The 24,211-nt window shown below is 69.1% G+C and carries 20 protein-coding genes; 10 read left to right on the plus strand and 10 right to left on the minus strand.

What is annotated here, in order from left to right:
• Window positions 1–140 precede the first annotated feature (140 nt).
• Both dnaN and dnaA read right to left on the minus strand, forming a co-directional pair.
• Entirely contained in the window at window positions 141–1,271 is a 1,131-nt protein-coding gene (gene dnaN / locus PZB77_RS15665; RefSeq protein WP_275493221.1) for a DNA polymerase III subunit beta, read from the minus strand.
• Window positions 1,272–2,511: 1,240 nt separating this feature from the next.
• Entirely contained in the window at window positions 2,512–4,299 is a 1,788-nt protein-coding gene (dnaA, locus tag PZB77_RS15670) for a chromosomal replication initiator protein DnaA (RefSeq protein ID WP_275493222.1), read from the minus strand.
• 381 nt (window positions 4,300–4,680) lie between these two features.
• Here dnaA and rpmH point away from each other — a divergent pair, with 381 nt between their 5' ends.
• From rpmH to PZB77_RS15715, 9 genes are all read left to right on the plus strand, one after another.
• On the plus strand, window positions 4,681–4,818 hold the full coding sequence (rpmH, locus tag PZB77_RS15675; RefSeq protein ID WP_112448007.1) for a 50S ribosomal protein L34: 138 nt from the start codon (window positions 4,681–4,683) through the stop codon (window positions 4,816–4,818).
• 18 nt (window positions 4,819–4,836) lie between these two features.
• On the plus strand, window positions 4,837–5,208 hold the full coding sequence (gene rnpA, locus PZB77_RS15680) for a ribonuclease P protein component (RefSeq protein ID WP_275493223.1): 372 nt from the start codon (window positions 4,837–4,839) through the stop codon (window positions 5,206–5,208).
• Window positions 5,205–5,582 (plus strand): membrane protein insertion efficiency factor YidD, encoded by a 378-nt coding sequence (gene yidD, locus PZB77_RS15685; RefSeq protein WP_275493224.1) that lies wholly within the window; start codon window positions 5,205–5,207, stop codon window positions 5,580–5,582. Before rnpA ends, yidD begins: the two co-directional genes overlap by 4 nt.
• A 3-nt stretch (window positions 5,583–5,585) precedes the next feature.
• Entirely contained in the window at window positions 5,586–6,839 is a 1,254-nt protein-coding gene (gene yidC / locus PZB77_RS15690) for a membrane protein insertase YidC (protein ID WP_275493225.1), read from the plus strand.
• 14 nt (window positions 6,840–6,853) lie between these two features.
• Window positions 6,854–7,363 (plus strand): R3H domain-containing nucleic acid-binding protein, encoded by a 510-nt coding sequence (locus tag PZB77_RS15695; RefSeq protein WP_275493226.1) that lies wholly within the window; start codon window positions 6,854–6,856, stop codon window positions 7,361–7,363.
• A gap of 100 nt (window positions 7,364–7,463) precedes the next feature.
• Window positions 7,464–8,180 (plus strand): 16S rRNA (guanine(527)-N(7))-methyltransferase RsmG, encoded by a 717-nt coding sequence (gene rsmG, locus PZB77_RS15700; RefSeq protein ID WP_275493227.1) that lies wholly within the window; start codon window positions 7,464–7,466, stop codon window positions 8,178–8,180.
• Window positions 8,181–8,491: 311 nt separating this feature from the next.
• Complete coding sequence (locus tag PZB77_RS15705; RefSeq protein ID WP_275493228.1) at window positions 8,492–9,568, plus strand: ParA family protein; 1,077 nt, start codon at window positions 8,492–8,494, stop codon at window positions 9,566–9,568.
• Window positions 9,565–10,659 (plus strand): ParB/RepB/Spo0J family partition protein, encoded by a 1,095-nt coding sequence (locus PZB77_RS15710; protein ID WP_275493229.1) that lies wholly within the window; start codon window positions 9,565–9,567, stop codon window positions 10,657–10,659. Before PZB77_RS15705 ends, PZB77_RS15710 begins: the two co-directional genes overlap by 4 nt.
• Window positions 10,660–10,815: 156 nt before the next feature.
• Window positions 10,816–11,433 carry a GNAT family N-acetyltransferase gene (locus PZB77_RS15715; protein ID WP_275493230.1) on the plus strand — a complete coding sequence of 206 codons (618 nt, stop codon included), beginning with the start codon at window positions 10,816–10,818 and terminating at the stop codon, window positions 11,431–11,433.
• Between the two features lie 161 nt (window positions 11,434–11,594).
• Here PZB77_RS15715 and trxA read toward each other — a convergent pair whose 3' ends face one another.
• The 7 genes from trxA to PZB77_RS15750 all read right to left on the minus strand — a co-directional run bounded on the left by trxA (window position 11,595) and on the right by PZB77_RS15750 (window position 21,118).
• A complete protein-coding gene (gene trxA, locus PZB77_RS15720; RefSeq protein WP_275493231.1) occupies window positions 11,595–11,927 on the minus strand; it encodes a thioredoxin in 333 nt (110 codons plus the stop codon).
• A gap of 43 nt (window positions 11,928–11,970) precedes the next feature.
• On the minus strand, window positions 11,971–12,942 hold the full coding sequence (gene trxB, locus PZB77_RS15725) for a thioredoxin-disulfide reductase (RefSeq protein ID WP_275493232.1): 972 nt from the start codon (window positions 12,940–12,942) through the stop codon (window positions 11,971–11,973).
• Between the two features lie 129 nt (window positions 12,943–13,071).
• Window positions 13,072–14,043 (minus strand): hypothetical protein, encoded by a 972-nt coding sequence (locus PZB77_RS15730; RefSeq protein WP_275493233.1) that lies wholly within the window; start codon window positions 14,041–14,043, stop codon window positions 13,072–13,074.
• Window positions 14,040–14,759 carry an RNA polymerase sigma factor SigM gene (gene sigM / locus PZB77_RS15735; protein ID WP_275493234.1) on the minus strand — a complete coding sequence of 240 codons (720 nt, stop codon included), beginning with the start codon at window positions 14,757–14,759 and terminating at the stop codon, window positions 14,040–14,042. The genes PZB77_RS15730 and sigM overlap by 4 nt, the downstream gene beginning before the upstream one ends.
• 30 nt (window positions 14,760–14,789) lie before the next feature.
• Entirely contained in the window at window positions 14,790–16,484 is a 1,695-nt protein-coding gene (locus PZB77_RS15740; protein ID WP_275493235.1) for a serine/threonine protein kinase, read from the minus strand.
• A gap of 131 nt (window positions 16,485–16,615) precedes the next feature.
• Complete coding sequence (gene murJ, locus PZB77_RS15745) at window positions 16,616–18,775, minus strand: murein biosynthesis integral membrane protein MurJ (protein ID WP_275493236.1); 2,160 nt, start codon at window positions 18,773–18,775, stop codon at window positions 16,616–16,618.
• A 48-nt stretch (window positions 18,776–18,823) separates the two neighbouring features.
• Complete coding sequence (locus PZB77_RS15750) at window positions 18,824–21,118, minus strand: DUF6049 family protein (protein WP_275493237.1); 2,295 nt, start codon at window positions 21,116–21,118, stop codon at window positions 18,824–18,826.
• A gap of 183 nt (window positions 21,119–21,301) precedes the next feature.
• Here PZB77_RS15750 and PZB77_RS15755 point away from each other — a divergent pair, with 183 nt between their 5' ends.
• Window positions 21,302–22,744, plus strand: coding sequence for a CCA tRNA nucleotidyltransferase (locus tag PZB77_RS15755; RefSeq protein ID WP_275493238.1), 1,443 nt, complete (start codon window positions 21,302–21,304; stop codon window positions 22,742–22,744).
• Between the two features lie 95 nt (window positions 22,745–22,839).
• Here PZB77_RS15755 and PZB77_RS15760 read toward each other — a convergent pair whose 3' ends face one another.
• A complete protein-coding gene (locus tag PZB77_RS15760; protein ID WP_275493239.1) occupies window positions 22,840–24,111 on the minus strand; it encodes an MFS transporter in 1,272 nt (423 codons plus the stop codon).
• Window positions 24,112–24,211 lie beyond the last annotated feature (100 nt).

The following is a 24,211-nucleotide window of genomic DNA, read 5'->3' on the forward strand; positions in this document are numbered from 1 at the left end:
GTTGTGCCGATACGTTCCCGGCTCCGAGCCTACGCCCGGGGCCGGGACACGGAGCGGCGGGCAAGCTCAGCGCCGAGCCTGCCCGCCGGATCCTCTGTCTTGGGTACGGGTACCTCGTGCCGGACGGCACGGACAGCGGGTCAGCCGGAGAGGCGGACCGGCATGATCAGGTACTTGTACGCGTCGTTCGCCTCCGCGTCGACGGCCGGACGGCCGCTGAGCAGGGCGGGCTTCGTGGAGGTGGTGAAGGAGAGCTGGGCGACCGGGGAGTCGATGGCGCTCAGCCCGTCCAGCAGGAAGGTCGGGTTGAAGGCGATGGAGATGTCGTCGCCCTCCAGCACCGCGTCGACGCGCTCCACAGCCTGTGCGTCGTCCGAGGAACCGGCTTCCAGGATGAGCACGCCCTGCTCGAAGCTGAGCCGGACCGGGGTGTTCCGCTCGGCGACGAGAGCCACACGCTTGACGGCCTCGACGAACGGCGCGGTCTCGATCACCGCGATGGAGTTGAACTCGGTCGGGAAGAGCGTGCGGTACTTCGGCAGGTCGCCTTCGAGCAAACGGGTGGTCGTACGGCGGCCGGCCCCCTCGAAACCGATCAGGCCCTCGCCCGCTCCGGCACCGGAGAGCGCCAGCGTGACCGTGTCGCCGCTGGTGAGCGCCTTGGCGGTGTCCAGCAGCGTCTTGGCGGGCACCAGGGCCACGGCGGAGGCGTCGGGGTTCTCCGGCTTCCACTGGAACTCGCGGACGGCGAAGCGGTAGCGGTCGGTCGAGGCCAGCGTGACGGTTTCGCCCTCGATCTCGATGCGGACGCCGGTGAGCACCGGGAGGGTGTCGTCGCGGCCCGCGGCGATGGCTACCTGGGCGGCGGCGGAGGCGAAGACCTCACCGGGCACCGTGCCGGTGGCGGTCGGCATCTGCGGCAGCGCCGGGTACTCCTCCACAGGCAGTGTGTGGAGGGTGAAGCGCGACGACCCGCAGAGGACGGTGGCGCGCACACCGTCGGTGGAGATCTCCACCGGGCGGTTGGGCAGGGCGCGGCAGATGTCGGCGAGCAGGCGGCCGGAGACCAGGACCGTGCCGTCCTCCTCGACCTCGGCGTCGACGGAGACCTTCGCGGAGACCTCGTAGTCGAAGCTGGAGAAGCTGAGGGAACCGTCCTCGGCCTTCAGCAGAAGGCCCGCGAGGACGGGCGCCGGCGGACGGGCCGGGAGGCTGCGGGCCACCCAGGCCACCGCCTCCGCGAGTACATCGCGCTCCACCCGGATCTTCACCGGAACCGCCTCCTGCTGTTGCTCGCTCGCCCTGCTGGCCTCGTCGTCGATCGGGTCCGTCGGCCGGGGGGCCGGGGAGGACGCCGGGGTCCAGTCTGACCTACGGCACCGACACTCGTCGCTGCTCGGGGTCAAGTCGCCCGCAGCGGTCCGAAAGCTCGGCAGGCCAAGTTGTGCACAGCCCCCACTTCGAAGCTGATTCCTTGCTAACTCTGAGGGGTAGTAGTAGTAGGGCCTGTGGAAACCGTGGATAACGTCGTTTTCGCAGCTCAGAGCCGGTTTTTTGTCCACCGCCCCTGTGGGCGCGGTCAGTGGATAACCAGGCACTTCTGTGGACACCCGGAAGTTGTGCACACCCGATGCACAGGAGGGGTCTACTTCTCCCCAGGCCTGTCCCCAGCTTTATCCGGGTTCCCCACAGGCCCACCGGTCCCCTCGGTGTGACGCCTTTCACTCCTCGTGGTGAGGAGGGGTGTCGTGTTGCCGAACAGTGGACAGCGGTGTGGAGAAGGGCGTCTCTCCTGGGGACAAGCCAGCCGATCCTGTGAGTTGCCGGTGGACAACCGGGGCAGCGTCCTGTGGACAGAAAATTTATCCACAGGCTGTGGATCATTGTTGACCACAAATCCCCAGGCGGTTGACCTGGCCTGATGGAGTATCGGCAGCCAGCCCTGTGGAAGCAATCTGGACAACTTCCCAGTCCCCAGGCTGTGGAGGGAAGATTCCGGCTCCATCTGTGGAGAAGCCAGGTCCCAGCTGATCCGTGACCTTCTGTTCGAACGGTGAGAAGCGGCGACACCGGGCGGAACGAAGGCACCACGGCCCTCCGCAGTGCTCGAAAACCCGCGGGCGAGCCCGCTCGGGACGGCGGAGGAGGGCCAGAAGGGGTCGACGGGAAGGGCGGAGAGGCTGCGGAAGCACTCCGTGGGAGGCCCCCGACCGTGGGACGCCCCCGGACGGGGAGACGCCCTCGGCCGAGGGGCGCCGGTGGCCGCGCGGACAGTGGGGGTACTCACCGGGGGCGGCGGTGGCGCGCACCGGGAACGCCGAAGGCGCCCCACCGGACCGCGAACGGGTCGGGTGGGGCGCCTCGTTGTCCACCGTCTGTGGGTGGAGTGCGCCGGGTGGGGTGCGCCGGTCCGGGAACGCCGGTCCGGGAACGCGGGAGCACGGGACCGCGGCCGACGGGGCGGCACGTGGCCTGGCCGCCCTTACGCCTGCGGGTGCGCCTTGGGGCGCGTCAGCCGTTCTTGATGCGGTTGGTGAGCTCGGTGACCTGGTTGTAGATGGAGCGCCGCTCGGCCATCAGCGCGCGAATCTTGCGGTCGGCGTGCATCACCGTCGTGTGGTCGCGGCCGCCGAACTGCGCGCCGATCTTCGGCAGGGAGAGATCGGTCAGCTCACGGCAGAGGTACATGGCGATCTGCCGGGCCGTCACCAGCACCCGGCTGCGCGAGGACCCGCAGAGGTCTTCGACCGTCAACCCGAAGTAGTCGGCCGTCGCCGCCATGATCGCGGGTGCGGTGATCTCCGGAGCCGAGTCCTCGCCGCCGGGGATGAGGTCCTTCAGCACGATCTCGGTCAGTCCGAGGTCCACCGGCTGCCGGTTGAGGCTCGCGAACGCCGTCACGCGGATGAGGGCGCCCTCCAGCTCACGGATGTTGCGTGAGATCCGCGAGGCGATGAACTCCAGCACCTCCGGCGGGGCGTTCAGCTGCTCCTGCACCGCCTTCTTGCGCAGGATCGCGATCCGCGTCTCCAGTTCGGGCGGCTGCACATCGGTGGTCAGACCCCACTCGAACCGGTTCCGCAGCCGGTCCTCCAGCGTCACCAACTGCTTGGGCGGCCGGTCGGAGGAGAGCACGATCTGCTTGTTGGCATTGTGGAGCGTGTTGAACGTGTGGAAGAACTCCTCCTGCGTCGACTCCTTGCTCGCCAGGAACTGGATGTCGTCGACGAGCAGGATGTCGACGTCCCGGTACCGCTTGCGGAAGGTGTCGCCCTTGCCGTCGCGGATCGAGTTGATGAACTCGTTGGTGAATTCCTCGGAGCTCACGTACCGCACCCGAGTCCCCGGGTAGAGGCTCCGGGCGTAGTGGCCGATGGCGTGCAGGAGGTGGGTCTTGCCGAGGCCGGACTCCCCGTAGATGAACAGCGGGTTGTACGCCTTCGCGGGTGCTTCGGCCACCGCCACCGCCGCCGCGTGCGCGAACCGGTTGGACGCGCCGATGACGAACGTGTCGAAGAGGTACTTGGGGTTCAGCCGGGCGTGCGGCTCGCCCGGGCCCGGCGCCGGGGACTGCTGCGAGCCCTGTCCCGGCATCCCGCCGCCGGCCCGCCCGTTCCGGTGCTGCTGGTCCTGGAGGTCGTGCCGCTCGGACCGCTGGGGCTCGTACCCCTGCCGCTCCGGTGGCTGCGACCGGTAGTCGTGGGTGGGCTGCTGCGGACGGCCGGTGCCGCCGTACGGCTCGCGCCACTGGTCCGCCGGCTGCTCGCGGTCCTGGTAGCCGCCGTGCCGGGGCTGCTGCCAGGAGAGGTCCTCCTGGGTGCGCGGCCAGGCGCCGGGCTCCGGACGCTGCTGGTACTCCGGATACGCGGGCCGGGCGGTCGGCATCCCGTCGTCCTGCGAGCGGTGACCGTAGGTGTCGTACGGGTCGCCGCGCTGCGGATCATCGTGCTGCGGGTTCGGGTACCGGTGGTTCTGCCGGCCCTGCTGGGTCTGGTGCAGCGGCGGAGCCGGAGGGGTGGGCTCGCCCACCGAGTCGTCGACGGTGATCGCGATCCGGATCGTGCGGCCGCACTCCCGCGTCAGCGTCTCACTGATGAGCGGCGCCAGCCGGCCCTCCAGGACCCGCTTGCCCCACTCGTTGGGTACGGCGAGCAACGCGGTGTCGGCCACCAGGGCGAGCGGCTGGCACCGCTCGATCCACTGCTTGTCCTTGGGCTCGATGCCCTGCTGGCCCTCACCGAGGAGATGTTCCAGCACGCGTGGCCACACTGCGGCAAGATCGGCGGGTACATCAGCCACAAGGCACGCTCTCTCGCATGTCCCACGAATGTGTGGTTCCCGGGACGGAATGGGTCGGGTCGGGTCGGGCCCGGCAGGGGGAACGAAAAGAAACCGGAGTTCAGCCACGGTAGTCACGGCGACCCGCCCGGTTCAAGTTGTTGTCCACAGCCTGTGCATAGTGGGGGGTCGGCCGAGGCGAGTTTGACCGGATGGCGTAGCCGCGCGTACCGTGACCAGGTCGAGTTGTCGATGGCTGCTGCCGCCTGCCTCCGATGGGCAAAGATCACGATCTGTGATTGTGAAGCGGTGCACTAAGGCGTTTACGCGAGTTCCCTCGTGGGCGCACGGTGACAGCCAGGCGATGTCCCGCCATCACCCGATTTATTCTGGAGCCCCCGAGTGAGCAAGCGCACCTTCCAGCCGAACAACCGCCGCCGCGCCAAGACCCACGGCTTCCGGCTGCGCATGCGGACCCGTGCCGGCCGCGCGATTCTGGCGAACCGCCGCGGCAAGGGTCGCAGCGCCCTGTCCGCCTGATCACCCACAGGTCATGACGTGCTGCCTACCGAGAATCGGCTGAGGCGGCGCGAGGACTTCGCGACCGCGGTACGACGAGGACGCAGGGCCGGTCGCCCTCTGCTCGTCGTCCATCTACGCAGCGGTACTACGGACCCGCACACGGTGGGGAAGACCCCTTCCCCACCGCGTGCGGGTTTCGTCGTCAGCAAAGCCGTGGGTGGTGCGGTCGTCCGCACCGCTGTGAAGCGCCGGCTTCGCCATCTGGTCCGTGACCGGCTGGCTCAGCTGCCCCCCGGTAGCCTGGTCGTGGTACGTGCGTTGCCCGGATCGGGCGATGCCGACCACGCCGAGCTGACCCGAGACCTGGACGCCGCCCTCGCGCGGTTGCTGGGAGGGGGCGCGCGATGAAGTACCCGCTGCTGGCTCTCATCAAGCTGTACCAGTGGACGATCAGCCCACTGCTGGGTCCTGTCTGCCGTTACTACCCGTCGTGTTCGCACTACGGGTTCACGGCGATAGACCGGCACGGTGCGATCAAAGGAACGGCGCTGACCGCCTGGCGCATTCTGCGATGCAATCCGTGGTCGCCGGGCGGTGTGGACCATGTCCCTCCGCGTAAGCGTCCGCGCTGGCACGAACTGCTGCGCAACGCGCTGCGCGGTGACAAGGGCGGGGACTCCGCCACTGATGTGCCCCCCGGGGACACGGCAGCCGCGTCAGCGGCGTCGGCCGTGCTGCCGGGCCCGGCCACAGAGACCTCGCCCAAAGCTCAAGGAGCCTGATTAGTGGACACGATTGCCAGTCTGTTCAGCTTTATCACCACACCCGTCTCGTGGGTGATCGTCCAGTTCCACAAGGTCTACGGGGCGATGTTCGGTGACGACACGGGCTGGGCCTGGGGCCTGTCCATCGTGTCCCTCGTGGTCCTGATCCGTATCTGCCTGGTCCCGCTCTTCGTGAAGCAGATCAAGTCGACGCGGAACATGCAGGTGCTCCAGCCGAAGATGAAGGCGATCCAGGAGCGCTACAAGAACGACAAGCAGCGTCAGTCCGAAGAGATGATGAAGCTGTACAAGGAGACGGGTACCAACCCGCTCTCCTCGTGCCTTCCCATCCTGGCGCAGTCCCCGTTCTTCTTCGCCCTCTACCACGTGCTCGCGGCCATCGCCAACGGCAAGACGATCGGCGTGATCGACCAGCCGCTGCTCGACAGCGCGCGGCAGGCCCACATCTTCGGTGCGCCGCTCGCGGCGAAGTTCATGAACAGCTCCTCCGAGGTGCAGGCCCTCGGCGCCTCGCTCGTCGACGTCCGTGTCGTCACCGCCGTGATGATCGTGATGATGTCGGCCTCGCAGTTCTTCACCCAGCGCCAGCTGATGACGAAGAACGTCGATCTCTCGGTGAAGACCCCGTACATGCAGCAGCAGAAGATGCTGATGTACGTCTTCCCGCTGATCTTCGCCGTCATGGGCATCAACTTCCCCGTCGGTGTCCTCGTCTACTGGCTGACCACCAACGTCTGGACCATGGGTCAGCAGATGTACGTGATCAGCCAGAACCCGACCCCGGGCAGCAAGGCCCAGGACCAGTACCTCGGACGGTTGCTGAAGAGCGTCACCCAGCACGGCGAGGTACGCGGCCGGACGCGTCGCAACACCGTCAAGCGCATCTACGCCAAGGGCACCGAGCGCAACGACATCGAGCGCAAGTTCATCAACGGTCTCACCAAGCTGGGCCTCGCCGCCCAGGAGGACGGGACCGTGGCGAAGAGCGAGACGACGGTGACTGAAGCCGAGGGGACCGCCCAGCGGCGCCACCAGCCCAAGCGCCAGACCAAGGCTCAGCGGCAGACGGCCACCGGCCAGGCCGAGGCGGCCAAGGAACCGCACCCCGGCGAGACCCCGGGTGCCACGACCTCGCTCCAGAAGCAGGACGACAAGCCGAAGCCGGCGGGCAAGCCCGCGTCGGGCTCCTCACGCCAAGCCAAGTCCGGACCGCGCAAGGGCCAGCAGCGGCCCAAGCACCCGTCCAAGAAGTAAGAAGGAGTCCATCCGTGTCGGAAGTCACCATCTCCACGGCCGCCGAGGGCAGCGACACCTTGACCCGCCTCGAGCAGGAAGGCGAGATCGCGGCCGACTATCTCGAGGGTCTTCTCGATATCGCTGATCTCGACGGTGACATCGACATGGACGTCGAGGCGGACCGGGCCGCGGTCTCCATCATCAGCGAGTCGGCGGGTGAACTGCAGAAGCTCGTGGGCCGCGACGGTGAGGTGCTGGAGGCGCTCCAGGAGCTGACCCGGCTCGCGGTGCACCGGGAGACCGGTGACCGCAGCCGTCTGATGCTGGACATCGCGGGCTTCCGGGCGAAGAAGCGCGAGGTTCTTGCGGTGCTCGGCGCGAAGGCGGCGGACGAGGTCAAGAGCTCCGGTGAGCCGGTGCGGCTGGAACCGATGACGCCGTTCGAGCGCAAGGTCGTGCACGACGCGATCGCTGCGGCCGGTCTGCGGAGCGAGTCCGAAGGCGAGGAGCCCCAGCGCTTCGTCGTCGTTCTTCCGGCCTGACCGGAACGTGTTCTGTCGGCCCCGTCTGTTCGCAGGCGGGGCCGATCTTTGTCAGCCTGATGGTCAGGCATTCACAGTGCGGTAGGGAAGGACGGTCCCCGTGACGGAGGAAGCAGCGCTCCCTCAGGCACCTGAGTCGGCCCAGGCGGTTTTCGGCGAGTTCCTTCCGGAAGCCGTCCGGTACGCGGAGCTGCTCGCGGACGCGGGCGTCAAGCGCGGCCTGATCGGTCCTCGTGAGGTTCCACGCCTCTGGGAGCGGCACCTGCTGAACTGCGCGGTGCTCGCCGAAGTGGTTCCCCAGGACGTGACGGTGTGTGATGTGGGTTCCGGCGCAGGGCTGCCCGGAATCCCCCTGGCCCTGGTCCGTCCCGACTTGAAGATCACGCTGCTGGAGCCGTTGCTCCGGAGGACGAACTTCCTCCAGGAGGTCGTGGAACTGCTCGGCCTCGACCATGTGACGGTCGTCCGGGGCCGGGCCGAAGAGGTCATGGGGAAGATCCCACCGGTCCATGTCGTCACGGCACGGGCAGTGGCTCCCCTGGACCGACTCGCGGGCTGGGGAGTGCCGCTGCTGCGACCGTACGGCGAGATGCTCGCGCTCAAGGGCGACGCCGCCGAGGAGGAGATCAACGGTGCGCGCGCCGCGCTGAGCAAGCTCGGCGTCGTGGAGACCGAGGTCCTGCACGCGGGGGCGGGCGTGGTGGACCCCACGACGACGGTGGTCCGCGTCGTGGTGGGCGAGAGCCCGGGCGGTGTGAGGTTCGCCGCAAAGAAGGCCAAGGCGGCCCGGGTGGGACGGACGCGTCGGCGGCGCTGACGCGCTGCGACCGCCCTTCCGACGGACGTGGGGCCCTCGGGGCGCGCCCTCGGGGACCGATCCTGGTGGACCGGTCGATGCTCCACAGAAGTAGCCCTGAGCGCTCCACGCGGAGTGTCGGTGCTGGGTAGTTGCTCTGCGGAGGCATCGTGTTTCACGTGAAACGTCGCTCTCTGCTGCAGGGAATCATCGGCCGCGGCCGTGCGGCCGCCACGCCGCGGGACCGCAACCCCGTACGAGCTACCAAGTTGTCCACATCGGCGGAGTCATCCACAGAAGAGCGGGCCTCGCTGGTTCACCACCCCGAAAGCATGGCAGGCTCTGCTCATTGCGAGCCTGAAGTCGAGGAGAGTGAATCCTTGCGGTCCGACGCCAACATCGCGGGACCGATGACCGATCCGGTCCCCGGTCCCCGAACCGAATCCCTGGGGGACGGTGTTTCACGTGAAACACCGCCGCCCGTGGATGACACCCCTATCGGCCGCGCGGCACAGCTGGCTGTGGAGGCCCTGGGCCGTGCCGGGGACGGGCTGCCACGCCCTGACCGGACGCGCGTCATGGTGGTCGCCAACCAGAAGGGCGGTGTGGGCAAGACGACGTCGACCGTCAACCTTGCCGCCTCGCTCGCCCTGCACGGCGCCCGCGTTCTGGTGATCGACCTGGATCCGCAGGGGAACGCCTCGACGGCTCTGGGAATCGACCATCACGCCGAGGTTCCCTCGGTCTACGACGTCCTGGTGGAGAGCGTGCCGCTCTCCGAAGTGGTGCAGCCCGTCCCGGACGTCGAAGGCCTCTTCTGCGCCCCTGCCACCATCGATCTCGCCGGTGCGGAGATCGAGTTGGTGTCGCTGGTGGCTCGCGAGAGCCGGCTCCAGCGTGCGATCCAGGCGTACGAGCAGCCGCTCGACTACATCCTCATCGACTGCCCGCCCTCTCTCGGCCTGCTGACGGTCAACGCGATGGTGGCCGGCGCGGAGGTACTGATCCCCATCCAGTGCGAGTACTACGCGCTGGAAGGGCTGGGGCAGCTGTTGAAGAACGTCGAGCTGGTACGGGGCCACCTCAATCCGGACCTCCACGTCTCCACCATCCTGCTCACCATGTACGACGGCAGGACCCGCCTCGCCTCGCAGGTGGCGGAGGAGGTGCGCAGCCACTTCGGCAAGGAGGTGCTGCGCACCAGCATCCCGAGGTCCGTGCGCATCTCGGAAGCTCCCAGTTACGGACAGACGGTGCTGACGTACGACCCGGGCTCCAGCGGAGCGCTGTCCTACCTCGAAGCCGCACGAGAGATCGCCCTGCGGGGCGTCGGAGTGCGGTACGAGGCCCACCCCGCCCACCCGGGCAATCAGAGCACCCCGCAGAGTATTTCGGAGGGCATCCAGTGAGTGATCGTCGTCGTGGGCTGGGGCGTGGGCTGGCGGCTCTGATCCCTGCGGCTCCCGTGGAGAAGCAGGTCGTGACCTCGGGCGCCGGGCAGTCGTCCTCGGTGCTGCCGTCCGAGCGGGGAGTGCCTGCCGCGAAGCTGTCCACCCTCTCGGCCAGGCCGTTGGTACCGGAGCCCAAGTCCGCAGAAGCACCCGTCGAGCAAGAGCCGGCCCCGGTCGGTGCGTACTTCGCCGAACTGCTTCCCGAGTCGATCCGGCCCAACCCGCAGCAGCCTCGCGAAGTGTTCGACGACGAGGCGCTCGCCGAACTGGTCACCTCAATCAAGGAGGTGGGACTTCTCCAGCCCGTCGTGGTGCGGCAGGTGGGTACCGACCGCTACGAGCTCATCATGGGCGAGCGGCGACTGCGGGCCAGTCGGGAGGCGGGACTGGAGCGCATCCCGGCGATCGTCCGGGAGACGGAGGACGACAAGCTCCTGCTGGACGCCCTTCTGGAGAACCTGCACCGGGCTCAGCTCAACCCGCTGGAGGAGGCGGCCGCTTACTCCCAGCTGCTCAAGGAGTTCCACTGCACCCAGGATCAGCTGGCGGACCGTATCGGCCGCTCGCGTCCTCAGGTGTCGAACACCCTGCGGCTGCTGCGACTGCCGCTCTCGGTCCGGAGCCGGGTCGCCGCCGGAGTCCTCTCCGCCGGGCACGCTCGCACCCTGCTCTCGTTGGAGGATCCCGAGGCGCAGGAGCAACTCGCCAGTCGCATCGTCCGTGAGGGACTCTCGGTTCGCTCGACCGAGGAGATCGTCAAACTCCTCGAGTCGGGAAGCGCTCGTGCCACGAAGCCGAAGGGGCCGAGGGCGGGAAGCCTGGTCTCCCCCGCGCTGAGCGATCTCGCCTCCCGGCTGTCGGACAGGTTCGAGACCCGCGTGAAGGTCGACCTCGGCCAGAAGAAGGGAAAGATCGTCGTCGAGTTCGCCTCGATGGAGGATCTCGACCGCATCCTCGGCAGCCTCGCTCCGGGTGAGGGACGCGTGCTGGATCGTGGCACCGCGGAGAAGCCGGCTCAGAAGCCCGCCGCGGGCCCAGACGCGGGCTGACGGTCTCCGGCAGCTCCACAGAAGGACGGGTTCTGTTCCGGGGAGGAACAGGACCCGTCCTTTGCTCGTTCCCGGGTGTGGGTTCCGTCTGGGTGGATACGATGCGATCCGGTAAGGGGCATCCAGTGTGTTCCAGGGAAGTGAGGGATCGCCTTCATGGGGCGTCGGCTCGTACCGCTCACCTTGGACAACCTTCCGGATCTCCCGCGGCGTTGTCGGTCCTGTGTGTTCTGGGAGCTGGATCCCGTCAGAGCCGACGTCGCGATCACGGAGGGCACGACGGAGTCGGCGAAGGAATCCTGGCTCTCCGCCGTCCTCCTGGAGTGGGGGTCCTGCGGACGTCTGGTCCACGTCGACGACACACCCGTGGGCTACGTGCTCTACGCCCCTGCGGCCTACGTCCCGCGTTCCATCGCCTTCCCCACCAGTCCGGTCTCACCGGACGCGGTACAGCTGATCACCGGATGGATCGATCCGGCGTACCAGCGCCAAGGGCTCGGCCGAACCATGGTGCAGACGGTGGCGAAGGATCTGTTGCAGCGGGGGTTCAAGGCGATCGAAGCGTTCGGTGAGGCGCGGTGGAAGGAACCGGCCTGCTTGCTCCCGGCGGATCATCTCCTGGCGGTGGGATTCAAGACCGTCCGTCCCCACCCCGTCCATCCCCGCCTGCGGCTGGACCTGCGTACGACTCTCTCGTGGAGGGAAGACGTGGAACTGGCATTGGACCGGCTCCTCGGAGCGGTCCAGAAGGAACCCGTACTCCGCCCACTGTGACCACGGTCCCGGAGAGAAGGAGCCTGGCTCGCCGGAGCCTTGGTGTGCTCCCGCTCCCCTTACCCGCCCCAGCAGAACGGGTCGGCCTCTTCATGAGGCCGACCCGTTTCACGTGAAACATGCTCCGTGGCGGCCTCGTGGCACGCGCACGGCAGGGAGCGCTACTTCGCGACGATGAATTCCTCAAGGTCGCGGATGATCGCGGCCTTGGGCTTGGCGCCGACGATGGTCTTGGCGACCTCGCCGCCCTGGTAGACGTTGAGCGTGGGAATGGACATCACGCCGTACTTCGCGGCGGTATCCGGGTTTTCGTCGATGTTGAGCTTCACGATCTCGATCTCGTCGTGCTCAGCCGCGATGGCCTCCAGGGAGGGGGCGATCTGGCGGCACGGACCGCACCAGGCGGCCCAGAAGTCCACGAGAACGGGCTTGCCGCTCTTCAGGACCTCTTCCTCGAACGTAGCGTCGGTAACTTCCTTCAGCGCGCCGGCCACGGCGGCCTCCTTCATACAGGGGGGTGGGGTGAGGTGAAGCGGTTCAGACGGCCGGGGTCTTCTCCGGCTCGGCGAGCTTCTCGTCCGCCAGAGCGGCGAGGAAGCGCTCGGCGTCGAGGGCGGCCGAACAACCGGTACCGGCTGCCGTGATGGCCTGGCGGTACGTGTGGTCGACGACATCGCCTGCGCCGAAGACGCCCGTGAGGTTGGTGCGGGTCGAGGGGGCCTGGACCTTGAGGTAGCCCTCCTCGTCGAGGTCGAGCTGACCCTTGAAGAGTTCGGTGCGCGGGTCGTGGCCCACGGCGATGAAGAGACCGGTGACCGGCAGCTCCGAGGTCTCCCCGGTCTTGGTGTTGCGCAGGGTCAGGCCGGACAGCTTCTGCTCTCCGTGGACCCCGGCAACCTCGCTGTCCCAGGCGAATGTGATCTTCGGGTCGGCGAAGGCCCGCTCCTGCATCGCCTTGGAGGCGCGGAGCGTGTCACGGCGGTGGACGATCGTGACCGACTTCGCGAAGCGGGAGAGGAAGGTGGCCTCCTCCATGGCGGTGTCACCGCCACCGATCACAGCGATGTCCTGGTCCTTGAAGAAGAAGCCGTCGCAGGTGGCACACCAGGAGACGCCGCGGCCGGAGAGAGCGTCCTCGTTCGGGAGACCGAGCTTCCGGTGCTGGGAGCCGGTGGTCACGATGACGGCCTTGGCGCGGTGGACCGTGCCCGCCGTGTCGGTGACCGTCTTGATCTCACCGGTCAGGTCGACGGAGATCACGTCGTCCGGAACCAGCTCCGCACCGAAGCGCTCGGCCTGGGCACGCATGTTGTCCATGAGGTCGGGACCCATGATGCCGTCCTGGAACCCGGGGAAGTTCTCCACGTCGGTGGTGTTCATCAGCGCACCACCGGCGGTGACGGCACCCTCGAAGACCAAGGGCTTCAGCGAGGCGCGAGCGGTGTACAGGGCGGCCGTGTATCCAGCCGGCCCGGAGCCGATGATGATCACATTACGGACGTCGCTCACGGGTGTCTTCCTCGTCTCTGCGGGCTTCCTACTGCCTGATGGGGTCGGTTCTACGACTCTCACCCCACCCAACGGATCCTACGGGGCGTGCATTCCCGATACTCCCCGCGCACGGCGGACTCCTCGGGGTCAGGCCCTGGGGTAGGTGTGGGTGAGCAGGAGGGAGCCCGTACCGGAGGGGTCGGAGACGGCGCATTCCGCGTCGACGACGGCGGCGGTGACGAGGCGGTCGTCCGTGGGGTGCGGCACGACCACGAGATAGGCACCGGTGCCCTGGTAGGCGCCTGCCTCCGCTCCGAGGGCGGTGGCCGCATGTCCGAGTGCGCGCAGCACGCAGCCGGGGACGTCGGGCTTCCGCATCGCCTCGGGGGCGGAGGGCTGGGCCCCCGAGGGCGCGAGACCCTCGTCCTTCCCCCCCTGCGGTGGCGCCGGGGAAGCGCCCAGGAGGAGGTGCACCTGGTCCGGGAGGTTCGCCTCGGTGAACTCCGGAGAGACCGACGACTTCCCTCCCTCTTCCGGGTCGGGGGTGGGCGCGTCCATGGCGGCCGAGGAAGCTGCCTTCTCGTCCGAGGTGCCGGCCGTCTGGGAGAAGAGGATACCGACGCCCAGCATCGCGACACCGAACACGGCGCCGAGAACGGCCTTCCGCCGCGGGTACCGCGCGGAGCGGCGGCCGGGGCCCGCTGAAGCGAGGGGCGGCCCGGCGGAGGGGCGGGATGCCGACCGCTCCCGCAGCGTGCCGGAGTCCGCGCCGGGGGTCTGCTCCCGGAGGGGGCGAACCGATGCGAGCCGCGATGTTTCACGTGAAACATCGCTGCTCTCTCTCGACATGCCCGCCGGGGCGGAGGCACCGAGAAGCGCCTCCGCGTCGAGAGCCGCTTCGATCCGTCCGGCGATGTCGGCGGGCATCGGTCCCGGTGCCGGCGTCGTGCCGAGCAAGGACCGGATCTCCTCCAGTGAGGAGTGCACCTCGGCACAGGACGCGCAGGTGAGGAGATGCAGCCGGATTTGGGCGGCCCGGTCGGAGGGGAGCAGATCCTCACCGAAGGCCGAGATCTCCGGGACGTCAGGGTGCTGGGTCGTACCGGTCGTGGATGTCACGCGTGTCCGCCTCCGCCCCGCACTGCGGCAGGATCATCCGTTTCTGCGTCTCTCGGCCCCGCCGCCCGTGGGACGGATGGACCGCGCGATCGGTTCCGTTCGGCTCCGGGCGGGCCGCCGCGCACCGGAGTGTCCTCCGTGCCGGGGCCGCGCAGATGAGTCAGCAGAGGCAGGAGCCGGGCTCGTCCCCGGGCGCAGCGGCTCTTCACCGTACCGGTGGGCACGCCGAGCATCAGGGCGGCCTCCGCGACGGGGTACCCCTGCATGTCCACGAGGACCAAGGCGGCCCGCTGGTCGGGAGGGAGCGTAGAGAGTGCGGTCAGCAGTTCACGGTGCAGGTCCTGGCGCTCGGCCGGTGCCTCGGCCGACTCGTGCGGCTCCACCAGCTGATCGAGGCGTTCCGCGGTGTCCACGGGAGAGGTCTTCCGGGAGGCGGCTCTGCGGGCCCGGTCCAGACAGGCGTTCACGGTGATGCGGTGCAGCCAGGTGGTGACGGCGGAGTGTCCCCGGAAGGTGTGCGCGGACCGGAACGCGGAGACAAGGGCGTCCTGGACCGCGTCCGCCGCCTCCTCCCGGTCCCCGAGCGTCCGCAGCGCCACGGCCCACAGGCGGTCCCGGTGCCGGCGCACCAACTCACCGAAGGCGTCCGGCTCGCCCGCCACGTGCTGGGCCAGAAGTTCCTGGTCGTCGGTGCCGGCGAATCTGTCGTCGTCCAACGGTGAGCCCCCGCCCCCTGTATCCGTCCGTCAGCCGGTGACCTTGATCTCGGTGACCTTGCCGCGGTAATCCTTCCCGCTGCCGGGCAGTTCCGTGAGCCAGACGAGAAGATACCGCGCCTGGACGGGGTGCTGGGGAGTGAGCTTCACGTCCGTCCCCGAACCGTCGGCCACCGTGGTGAAGCCGTCGGGCATGGACGGAATCGACGCCTTCTCGGTGGTGCGGAGCTCGACCGAGGTGGTGCCACCGAGGAAGGAGACGTTCACCGAGCCGACCTGCTGGACCTTGCCGAGGTCGAGCACGACTCCGACGCCCGTCTTGAGGCCGCCGAACTTGGCGGTGTAGTAGGTCTGGGTGTACCAGGAGGTGGCGGAGTCGCCGTCGAAGAGGTTCTTTATCAGCTCCGGCTTCTCGCCTCCGTCGGTGCCCAGGGGGTCGAAATCGTCGGCGTCGACGATGGTGACCGGCTTGCCGGAGACGAGGACGTTCTTGTCGGTGCTGTCGCTGTCCGTCGTGCGGGTGGTGTCGGTCTCCCCGGTGTCCTTCTTGCCGTCCAGGAGGGCTTCGGCCAGTTGCCAGCTGCCGAGACCCAGCGCGGCGATGAGGAGCGCGGAGACGGCCCACTTCAGGGCCCTGCCGGTGCGACTCTCGAGCGGGGCCGGCGGCACGGCCATGACCGGCGCCGTCTGGACGAGCCGTGCGGAGGGACGCCCGTAGGTGCCCTGCTGGTAGGTGGTCCGCTGGTACTCGGGCGGAGCGGCGAAGGTCGGCTCGGGGGGCAGGATGCGGGGCATCGCGGCGACGGCTTTGGCCAGTTCGTCGGGGGTGGTGCACGGCGGTTCCTGCCGTGAGGCCGTGGCACCGTCGTTCACGAGCGCGCGCATGGCGAGCTCGGAGAGGCCGCGGTGGACACCCGCCCGGACCTGATCCGGAGCGATGAGGCCCATCCCCTTGGGCAGGCCGACGAGCCCGTAGGCGTCGTTCTCGTACGGCCACCGCTGAGTGAGCGCCGCGTACAGCAGGGCGCCGATCGCCTCGGTGTCCGTACGCAGCGGACGCTCGGCGGTGATGCCGCGCAGAGCGGCGTCCACGGCGAGGCCGCGGATGCGGTACTGCCCGGTGGAGCTGCGCAGCACGGCGCCCGGAGTCAGGCGCAGGTGGGCCAGCCCTTCGCGGTGTGCCGCCGCCATGGCCTGGGAGAGCTGAGCGACGAGCTGGAACGCGTCGTGCGCCTCCATCGGGCCCGCGGCGAGCAACGCGGTCAGTTCGACCGCGTCCGGAAGCCATTCGTGGACGACGTAGACGAAGTCGCCCTCCTCCACGGCGTCCAGCACCTGTACGAACCGCGGGTCTCCGAGCAGCGCCGACGAGCGGGCCGCCGCGAGGACGGGCCGGGCGCGGGGGTGGTTCGCGCTGAGGAGGTGGACGCCCACCGCGCGCCGGAGCTTCTCGTCCATCGCGCGCCAGCTGCTGAACCCGTCCAGCCGCGTGACGCACTCTTCGAGTCGGTACCGTTTGGCCAGCTTGTGGCCGCTGTGCAGGTCGGGTGCCGAGGGCTCCGCGGGGAGACCGGTGTTCTTGCCGTCCACGCCGGGGGAGGTCTCACCCGCCGCGTTCCCGGCTTCAGCCGTTCCGTCGGTCGTGGGCTCGTCCGCCGTGGCGGTCAGCGGCTCGTCGCCGCCGTTGTCGGCCACGTCGACGGCAGCCGTGCTTCGTTCCGCCACGGTCGTTCCTGCCTCCCCATCCGTTGCGCGATGCCAGCCAGCTCTGCTCACAGTCACGCCAATTGTGCCCACACTCCGGCGCTATGCACGACACACGGAGACCGGCGATGGTTGTGTGCGGCGGTGCCCGTTCAGCGGCCGAGCCGTCCCCGGACCATACCCAGCAGGCCGTTCACCTCTTCGATCCGCATCTTCTTGGCCGCGCCGAAGAAGATGCCCAGCAGGAGCAGACCGCCGCAGATCAGCGCGACGATCGATCCGAACACACCTTCGCCGAGGAGTTCGAGGAGCGCGACCCCCACGACGCCTCCGACCAGTGCGGCCGGGATCGCCGCCATGCAGAGCCGGGCGTACGTACGCACGACGAGGGCGCCGTCCAGATCGCCGCCGAGCCGGTTGCGCAGCCGGCGCCAGGCGACGCCCACCCCGACCGCGTAGGCGAGGCCGTAGGACGCCGCCATGCCGACCACCGCCCAGCGGGCCGGGAGCACGACGTAGCAGAGGGCCGAGGCGGCGGCGTTGACGGCCGCGACGATGACCGTGTTGTAGAACGGGGTGCGGGTGTCCTCGTAGGCGTAGAAGCCGCGCAACACGACGTACTGCACGGAGTACGGGATGAGACCCAGCGCGAAGGCCATCAGGATGAAGCCCATCGACCGGGACGCCTCGGACCCGCTGGACCCGTAGAGCAGGGTGCACATCGGCAGGCCGAGCGCGAGGAAGGCGAAGGAGACCGGCACGATGGCGACGGCGGAGTTCCTCAGGCCCTGGGAGATGTCGTCGCGGACCGCACCGGGATCGTTGTCGTGCGCGGCCCGCGAGATGCGGGGCAGCAGGGCCGCCATGACGGAGACCGTGATGATCGCCTGCGGCATGCCCCAGATGAGCTGCGCGTTGGAGTAGGCGAGGAAGCCGGTGCCGTCCTGGCCGGAGAGTTTCCCGGCCGAGGTGGCGAGCTGGGTGACGACCAGGACGCCGGCCTGGTTGGCAAGGACGAAGAGCACCGTCCACTTGGCCAGCTTGACCGTCTTGCCGAGGCCGTGGCCCTTCCAGTCGAAGCGCGGCCGGAAGCGGAAACCGGCCTCGCGCAGGTACGGGATCATCGCCAGGGCCTGCACGGTCAGCCCGAGGAGGGTTCCGATGCCCAGCAGCCGCACGCCGTCCTGCGGGATGGTCTCCACTCCCATGTGGGACTCGGCCGAGGTGCCGTAGACCCAGATGAAGAGGCCGAACGTGGCGATCATGACGATGTTGTTGAGGACGGGGGTCCACATCATCGCGCCGAACTTACCGCGCGCGTTCAGGATCTGGCCCATCACGACGTGGACGCCCATGAAGAAGATCGTCGGCAGGCAGTAGCGCGCGAAGGTCACGGCCACGCTGTTGGCGTCGGGATCGTTGGCGATCGAGAGCGACATCAGCCGGATGAGCAGTGGCGCGGCGAACACCGCGGCGGCCACGATCACGCCCAGCGCGACCATCACCAGGGTGAGCAGGCGGTTGGCGTACGCCTCGCCGCCGTCCTCGTCGTCCTTCATGGAGCGGACGAGCTGGGGGACGAACACCGAGTTGAGGCCGCCGCCGACGGTGAGGATGTAGATCATCGTCGGGAGCGTGTAGGCGATGGTGAAGCTGTCGCCGAGCAGGACGGCGCCGAGCGCCGCCGTGATGACCAGGCTCCGGACGAATCCGGTGAGCCGAGAGACCAGTGTTCCCGCCGCCATCAGGGCACTGGACCGGAGCAGCCCCGAAGCCCGTCCCCCTGATTTCTTCTGCGGCGCCGGCTCGCGGGCGGGCTCCTGCTCCGGGTGGCCGGCGTGCCGGCCTCCGGGGCGCTCCTGGTCGCGGAAGAGGTGGGCGAAGGCGTCCTGCTCCTCCTCGTCCTCGGAGGCACGGGTGACCAGGTCGTCGACCCCCACGAACTGGGTCGTCCGGGCATCGTCGCCGTAGGGGAGGTTCCGGGAGGGCCCTGCGGGCTCCGGTGCGGGTGTGGGGGCCCACACCCGGGGGTCGGGGGGGTACTGGGCGGCGGGAGGCTGCTGGTAGAGCGGCTGCGGCTCCTGGTACGTGCCCGGGGGCGGCGGCGGGTGGGCCGCCCGGTCGTACAGGGCCTCGCCGACCGGGTCCTGGGCGGCCAGATCCTGCGCCCGGTAGGGGTCGTAGTCGTAGGCGTGCTGAAGGTACGGGTCGGGCGGCACCGTCCCGTCCGGCCCCGTCTCCGGGGGCACACCACGGTCGGCGCCCGTCCCGCCCGCGCCATGCACGCGGTCACCGTCGTACGGCGCGTTCATCGAACCCCACCTCATCGTCCGCGGCCGACCGGCCTCGACAGACATCGCTCAACGGTCCACTTTCTCACCCGTGCCGGACGGGTCCCCGCTTTCCGGTCCGGTGTCCGGTGTCGGGTCACTCGGCTGCTCGGGTTCGTCGCCGCCGCCGTCCGACGTGTCGCTTGCGACGGAGCGCTTCCGGTGGTTGTACATCCTGACACCCGCGAGAACCAGCAGCAGCAGGCCACCGGCGATCACCAGCAGCACGGTCGGCGTCAGTTCGGAGACCTTCACCGTGAAGGTCATCTCGTCGCCGTAGGGCGTTCCGTCCTTGGTGAAGAGCCGGGCCGTGATCGGGATCTGGCCGTTGACGTTGGCGTCGGCGTCGAACTTCACCGACTGGCTGTGACCACCGGCGATCTTCACCGGTTGCGTCGCGACGGCGCCGCCCTCGTTGAGCTTGAGCCGGGTGGCGTTGCCGGAGGTCAGCTGGAGCACCAGGTCGTCGACGCCCTGCACCAGCTGGTTCTGCACGGTGACCGGGATCGTAGCGCTACGGCCGGAGAGGGTGACGTCCGACTTCTCGATCAGGCTCACCTGGCCCACCAACCCTTGCAGGTAGGTCCGTACGGAGTCCCGGTATTTCTGGGCCTCCGTCGGCTCGCCCCGCCACGAGGTCGACAAGGAGCGGTTGATCGCGTTGCCGAACGGGGTCACCACCCGGTCCGACTGGGTCAGGATGACCTGGAAGCTGTTCAGCGAATCCTGGATGGCCCTGATGTCCTGGAACGCCTGGGTGGGCAGTTCCTGGCTGCGCAGCTTCTTCGGGTACGCCGACGAGGCGGGCACCCTGGTCGTCGCCTCGGAGTCCGGCTTGACGTCCGCGGCGGCCACCAGGTCCAGCGGCTCCGTCCAGCGGTCACCGTCCAGCGAGTGGAGAGCGCGCGCCATCGTCTGGGCCTGGGCGACGGTGGGCATCCGCTGGGGAGCCACCACGATGCTGCGTTCCTTCTCCTCGTCCTGCTTGGTGAGTGCCAGGGTCTGGGCGAGGAAGTTCTGGACGGCGAGCGTGGAGCGTTCGCCCCCCGTCATGTCGCCGCTGAAGGAGGTGGAGAGCCGGTGGTCGGCCACGACGGCGGTGGTGCCGCCGCCGATGGGCCGGGCCGCCGTAGGCGTGTACAGCAGGTCGCCGGTCTCCTCCAGGCTGTCGCTGCGGGCGATCACCTTGTGGGCCCCCGCCGAGGTGGCGACATCGACGATCGACGGATCGACGGCACCGTCCACGGGCCAGGCGAAGTCGGTGGTCGGCGTGGTGTGCAGCACCGCCTCCACCGTGGTCGTCGCCGCCTCGGTGGCGGTCTGCAGGTGGCTGAGGGTGCCCGAGACGTTCTTGCCCCGGTGGGCGATGGAGGCGAGATCGGGGTCGGCGAACGGGAGGGCGACCACCTTGCCGCCGCTCACCGCCTTCTGCAGGGCGTCGAGCCACTTCCTGGCGACCGCCTGGCTGGTACCCGGGACCGTGGTCTCCCCGGCCCTGACCCGATAGGTCCCGGCCATCGCGTCGACGCTCGCCAGCAGGTCCGGGTCGACCACCCAGGTCACCGGGAGGTCACTGCCCAACGAGACGAGCTGCTCCAAGCGGCCGCCGGGCGCCAGCTCGGCGGCGAGCTCGTCGTCCTGGAAGACAGGGGTCTGCTGCTCGTCCGAGGCGGTCTCGGCCGTGATGTGCGCGGAGGCGATCAGCGGCCAGAGGACGGTGAGCTTCGTCTTGGCGCTGTCCTCCTCCGGTTGCCAGGGAAGGAACGTGCGCTGGATGCCGAGAACGCGGTCGTAGGAGCTTCCGGACGTCTGACCCGACAGGGAGACGGCCAGCAGGTAGACACCGGCGGAGTCCAGCGGCATCTTGTCGACCGGTACGGAGAGCTGGAAGTCCTCGCTGACACCCTTGCGGAGCTTCGCCACCTTCACGGTGTACGGATCGCCGAGGCGTTCCGCGTCGACCCCCGGCAGGTAGCCGGTGCGCTTCGCGTTCGCGTCGACCGAGGACCGTCCCGTGAGCCGAGGACCGACCCGGAGGTCCACCTCGGCGTTGTTGATCGTCTCCTTGCCCCGGTTGGTCAGCGTGCCGGAGACGACCAGCGTGTCCCCTTCCTCCGGTGCGCTGGGGGTGAGCGAGTTCAGCGCGACATCGACCGTGCTGGAGACGGAGGCCTTCTCCGTCGGACCGGTGAGGGGAGCCGGCATGGCCGGCCCGGCCAGCAGTCCGGTCAGCAGGGGCACGCCCAGCAGCACGGACGCTGTACGCCGCATCCACCGGCGAGCAGGAGAGGGATGCGTCCCCTGGGGGTCTGCCGCCTCGGCCACGCGTGTACCTGTCCCTCGTCGTCGTCAGCTGGGGTGTCGATCACCGTCGGTTCTGCGTCCCCGCATGGTAACGAGGTGCGCTGTGACGGAGTGCTCCGGAGTGCCCCATGATCGGCAGAGTCTCGCAGGGCCCGGAAAAACGGTGACGCCGGGGGCCGGTCGGGGCACGTACCCTTTTCTGTTGTGCCGAACGCCAACGAAGACAAGCCCAGCGCCCAGAGTCCGGCGGCCCCCCACGCGGTCGGCGAACCGCTGCGGGTCTCCCCCGTCGCCGAGGACCTCGCCCGCCGATTCGAGGCGGCGGGGTTCGCCCTCGCCCTGGTCGGTGGCTCGGTCCGGGACGCGCTGCTCGGGCGGCTCGGGAACGACCTGGACTTCACCACCGACGCTCGCCCCGAAGACGTGCTCAAGATCGTCCGGCCCTGGGCCGACTCGGTCTGGGAGGTCGGGATCGCGTTCGGCACCGTGGGCTCGCAGAAGGACGGCTACCAGGTGGAGGTCACGACCTATCGGTCCGAGGCGTACGACCGGACCTCCCGGAAGCCCGACGTCTCGTACGGGGATTCCATCGAGGAAGACCTCGTCCGCCGTGACTTCACGGTCAACGCGATGGCCGTCGCGCTCCCGGAGAACGTGTTCATCGATCCGCACGACGGTCTGAAGGACCTGGCGAACAGGGTCCTGCGCACGCCCGGGACCCCCGAGGCGTCCTTCTCCGACGATCCGCTCCGCATGCTGCGGGCCGCGCGGTTCGCCGCGCAGCTCGACTTCGAGGTGGCCCCCGAGGTCATCGCGGCGATGACGGAGATGGCGGCGCGCATCGAGATCGTCTCGGCCGAGCGGGTCCGGGAAGAGCTCAACAAGCTGCTCCTCTCCGACCACCCCCGTAAAGGGCTCGGGCTGCTGGTCGACACCGGCCTCGCCGGGTATGTGCTGCCCGAACTGCCGGCGCTGCGGCTGGAGAGCGACGAGCACCACCGTCACAAGGACGTCTACGAGCACTCCCTGATCGTCCTCGAGCAGGCAATCGATCTGGAGGAGGACGGGCCGGACCTCGTCCTTCGGCTGGCCGCGCTGCTCCACGACATCGGCAAGCCCCGGACCCGGCGTTTCGAGAAGGACGGCCGCGTCTCCTTCCACCACCACGAGGTGGTGGGCGCCAAGATGGTGAAGCAGCGTCTGATGGCGTTGAAGTACTCCAACGACATGGTCAAGGACGTCTCCCGGCTGGTCGAACTCCACCTTCGCTTCCACGGCTACGGCGACGGCGAGTGGACCGACTCCGCTGTCCGCCGGTACGTGCGCGATGCGGGGCCCTTGCTGGAGCGGCTCCACAAGCTCACCCGTTCCGACTGCACGACCAGGAACAAGCGCAAGGCGAACGCGCTCTCGCGGACGTACGACGCCCTGGAGGAGCGCATCGCGTTGCTCCAGGAGCAGGAGGAGCTGGACTCCATCCGTCCCGACCTGGACGGCAACGCGATCATGCGGATTCTCGGCGTCGGGCCGGGGCCCGTCATCGGCCGGGCGTACGCGTTCCTCCTGGAGTTGCGACTGGAGAACGGTCCGATGGGGGAGGAAGCCGCCGCTGCGGCTCTGACCGACTGGTGGGCCGCCCAGAACTGACCGCACCCTCCGGGCGCGGACGTGTTCCACGTGAAACACGTCCGCGCCCGGCGAGGCGGGAAGAGTTTCACGTGAAACACCGGCCACGCGGTCGGTCAGGAGGCGGAAGCCGTCGTGTGCCGCCATCGGAACATCGCCACCGCGACGGCCGCGTAGAGGACCGCCACCCCTGCCACGAGGGGGACGGACCGGCCGTCGGAGGGAAGGACCAGGGCGGCGACGGCTGCCGCGCCCACGAAGGCCACGTTGAACAGCACGTCGTAGAGAGAGAAGACGCGCCCGCGGTAGGTGTCCGCGACCGCGGTCTGCACCACGGTGTCTGTCGCGATCTTGGAACCTTGTGTCGCCATGCCGAGGGCGAAAGCCGCGACCATCATCGGCACCAGGGCGAACGACAGAGCGAGGGCTGGTTCCAGGACGGCGGCTCCTCCCGCGCAGACGATGATCCAGCCGTCCCGGCCGAATCGGCCGACGGCCCACGGCGTCACGACCGCGGCGACGAAGAAACCGGCGGCGGAGAGTCCCAGCGCCAGCCCGAGCAGCGCCAGCCCTTCGGACTCCTCGTCGGACCAGGCGTAGCGGCAGAGCATGAGCACCATGACGGTCAGCGCCCCGTAGCAGAAGCGGAGCACCGTCATGGCGAGCAGGGCACGGCCGGCCTCCCTGCGGTCCACCAGATGCCGCATCCCGGCCACGAGCCCGTGTGCGGTGGTGCTCAGCGCCGCTCGCAGGCGGAGCGGGCTCTCCTCGGCGTCCGGGCCCAGAAGCTTCCGGGGCAGGGTCAGCGAGACCAGTGCGGAGAACAGGTAGAGCAGGGCGCCCAGCAGGACCACCGCCGCGTCGGAGTCGCCGGCCAGCAGGCGCACCGCGAAGGCGAGTCCTCCGCCGGCCGTGGCGGCGAGGGTCCCGGCTGTCGGAGAGAGCGAGTTGGCAAGTACGAGGCGATCGGCGTCGACGACGCGGGGCAGGGCCGCGGAGAGCCCGGCGAGTACGAAACGGTTGACCGCGGTGACGCAGAGGGCCGACACGTAGAAGAGCCACTCGGGCACGGAGCTGAGGATGAGCAGCGCGGTGCAGCAGGCGAGAGCGGCTCGGAGGAGGTTCCCGTGCAGGAACACCTGGCGGCGCGGCCAGCGGTCGAGCAGCACGCCCGCGAAGGGGCCGACCAGCGAGTACGGGAGGAGCAGGACCGCCATGGCTGAGGCGATCGCGCCGGCCGACGCCTGTCTCTCCGGCGAGAAGACGACGTGCGCGGCGAGCGCGACCTGGTAGACGCCGTCCGCCGACTGGGAGAGAAGCCGTACGGCGAGGAGGCGACGGAAGTTCCGCAGGCGCAGGAGTATGCGCAGATCACGCGCGACAGCCATGGGAGCAAGGGTCACACACGCCTGAGGTCCCCGAGCACGCGGCTCGGGGACCTCAGAATGCCAGGCGCGGGTGGGAGCGAGGACGCCCCCACCCGGGGCG

This window comes from Streptomyces sp. AM 2-1-1 (genome assembly GCF_029167645.1).
Lineage (GTDB): Bacteria > Actinomycetota > Actinomycetes > Streptomycetales > Streptomycetaceae > Streptomyces.

Bases quoted from the DNA above. Each gene is read 5' to 3' on its own strand.
- yidD (WP_275493224.1), top strand. From the start codon at position 5,205: ATGAAGTACCCGCTGCTGGCTCTCATCAAGCTGTACCAGTGGACGATC.
- PZB77_RS15705 (WP_275493228.1), top strand. From the start codon at position 8,492: ATGGCAGGCTCTGCTCATTGCGAGCCTGAAGTCGAGGAGAGTGAATCC.
- PZB77_RS15715 (WP_275493230.1), top strand. From the start codon at position 10,816: ATGGGGCGTCGGCTCGTACCGCTCACCTTGGACAACCTTCCGGATCTC.
- murJ (WP_275493236.1), bottom strand. From the start codon at position 18,775: ATGAACGCGCCGTACGACGGTGACCGCGTGCATGGCGCGGGCGGGACG.
- PZB77_RS15760 (WP_275493239.1), bottom strand. From the start codon at position 24,111: ATGGCTGTCGCGCGTGATCTGCGCATACTCCTGCGCCTGCGGAACTTC.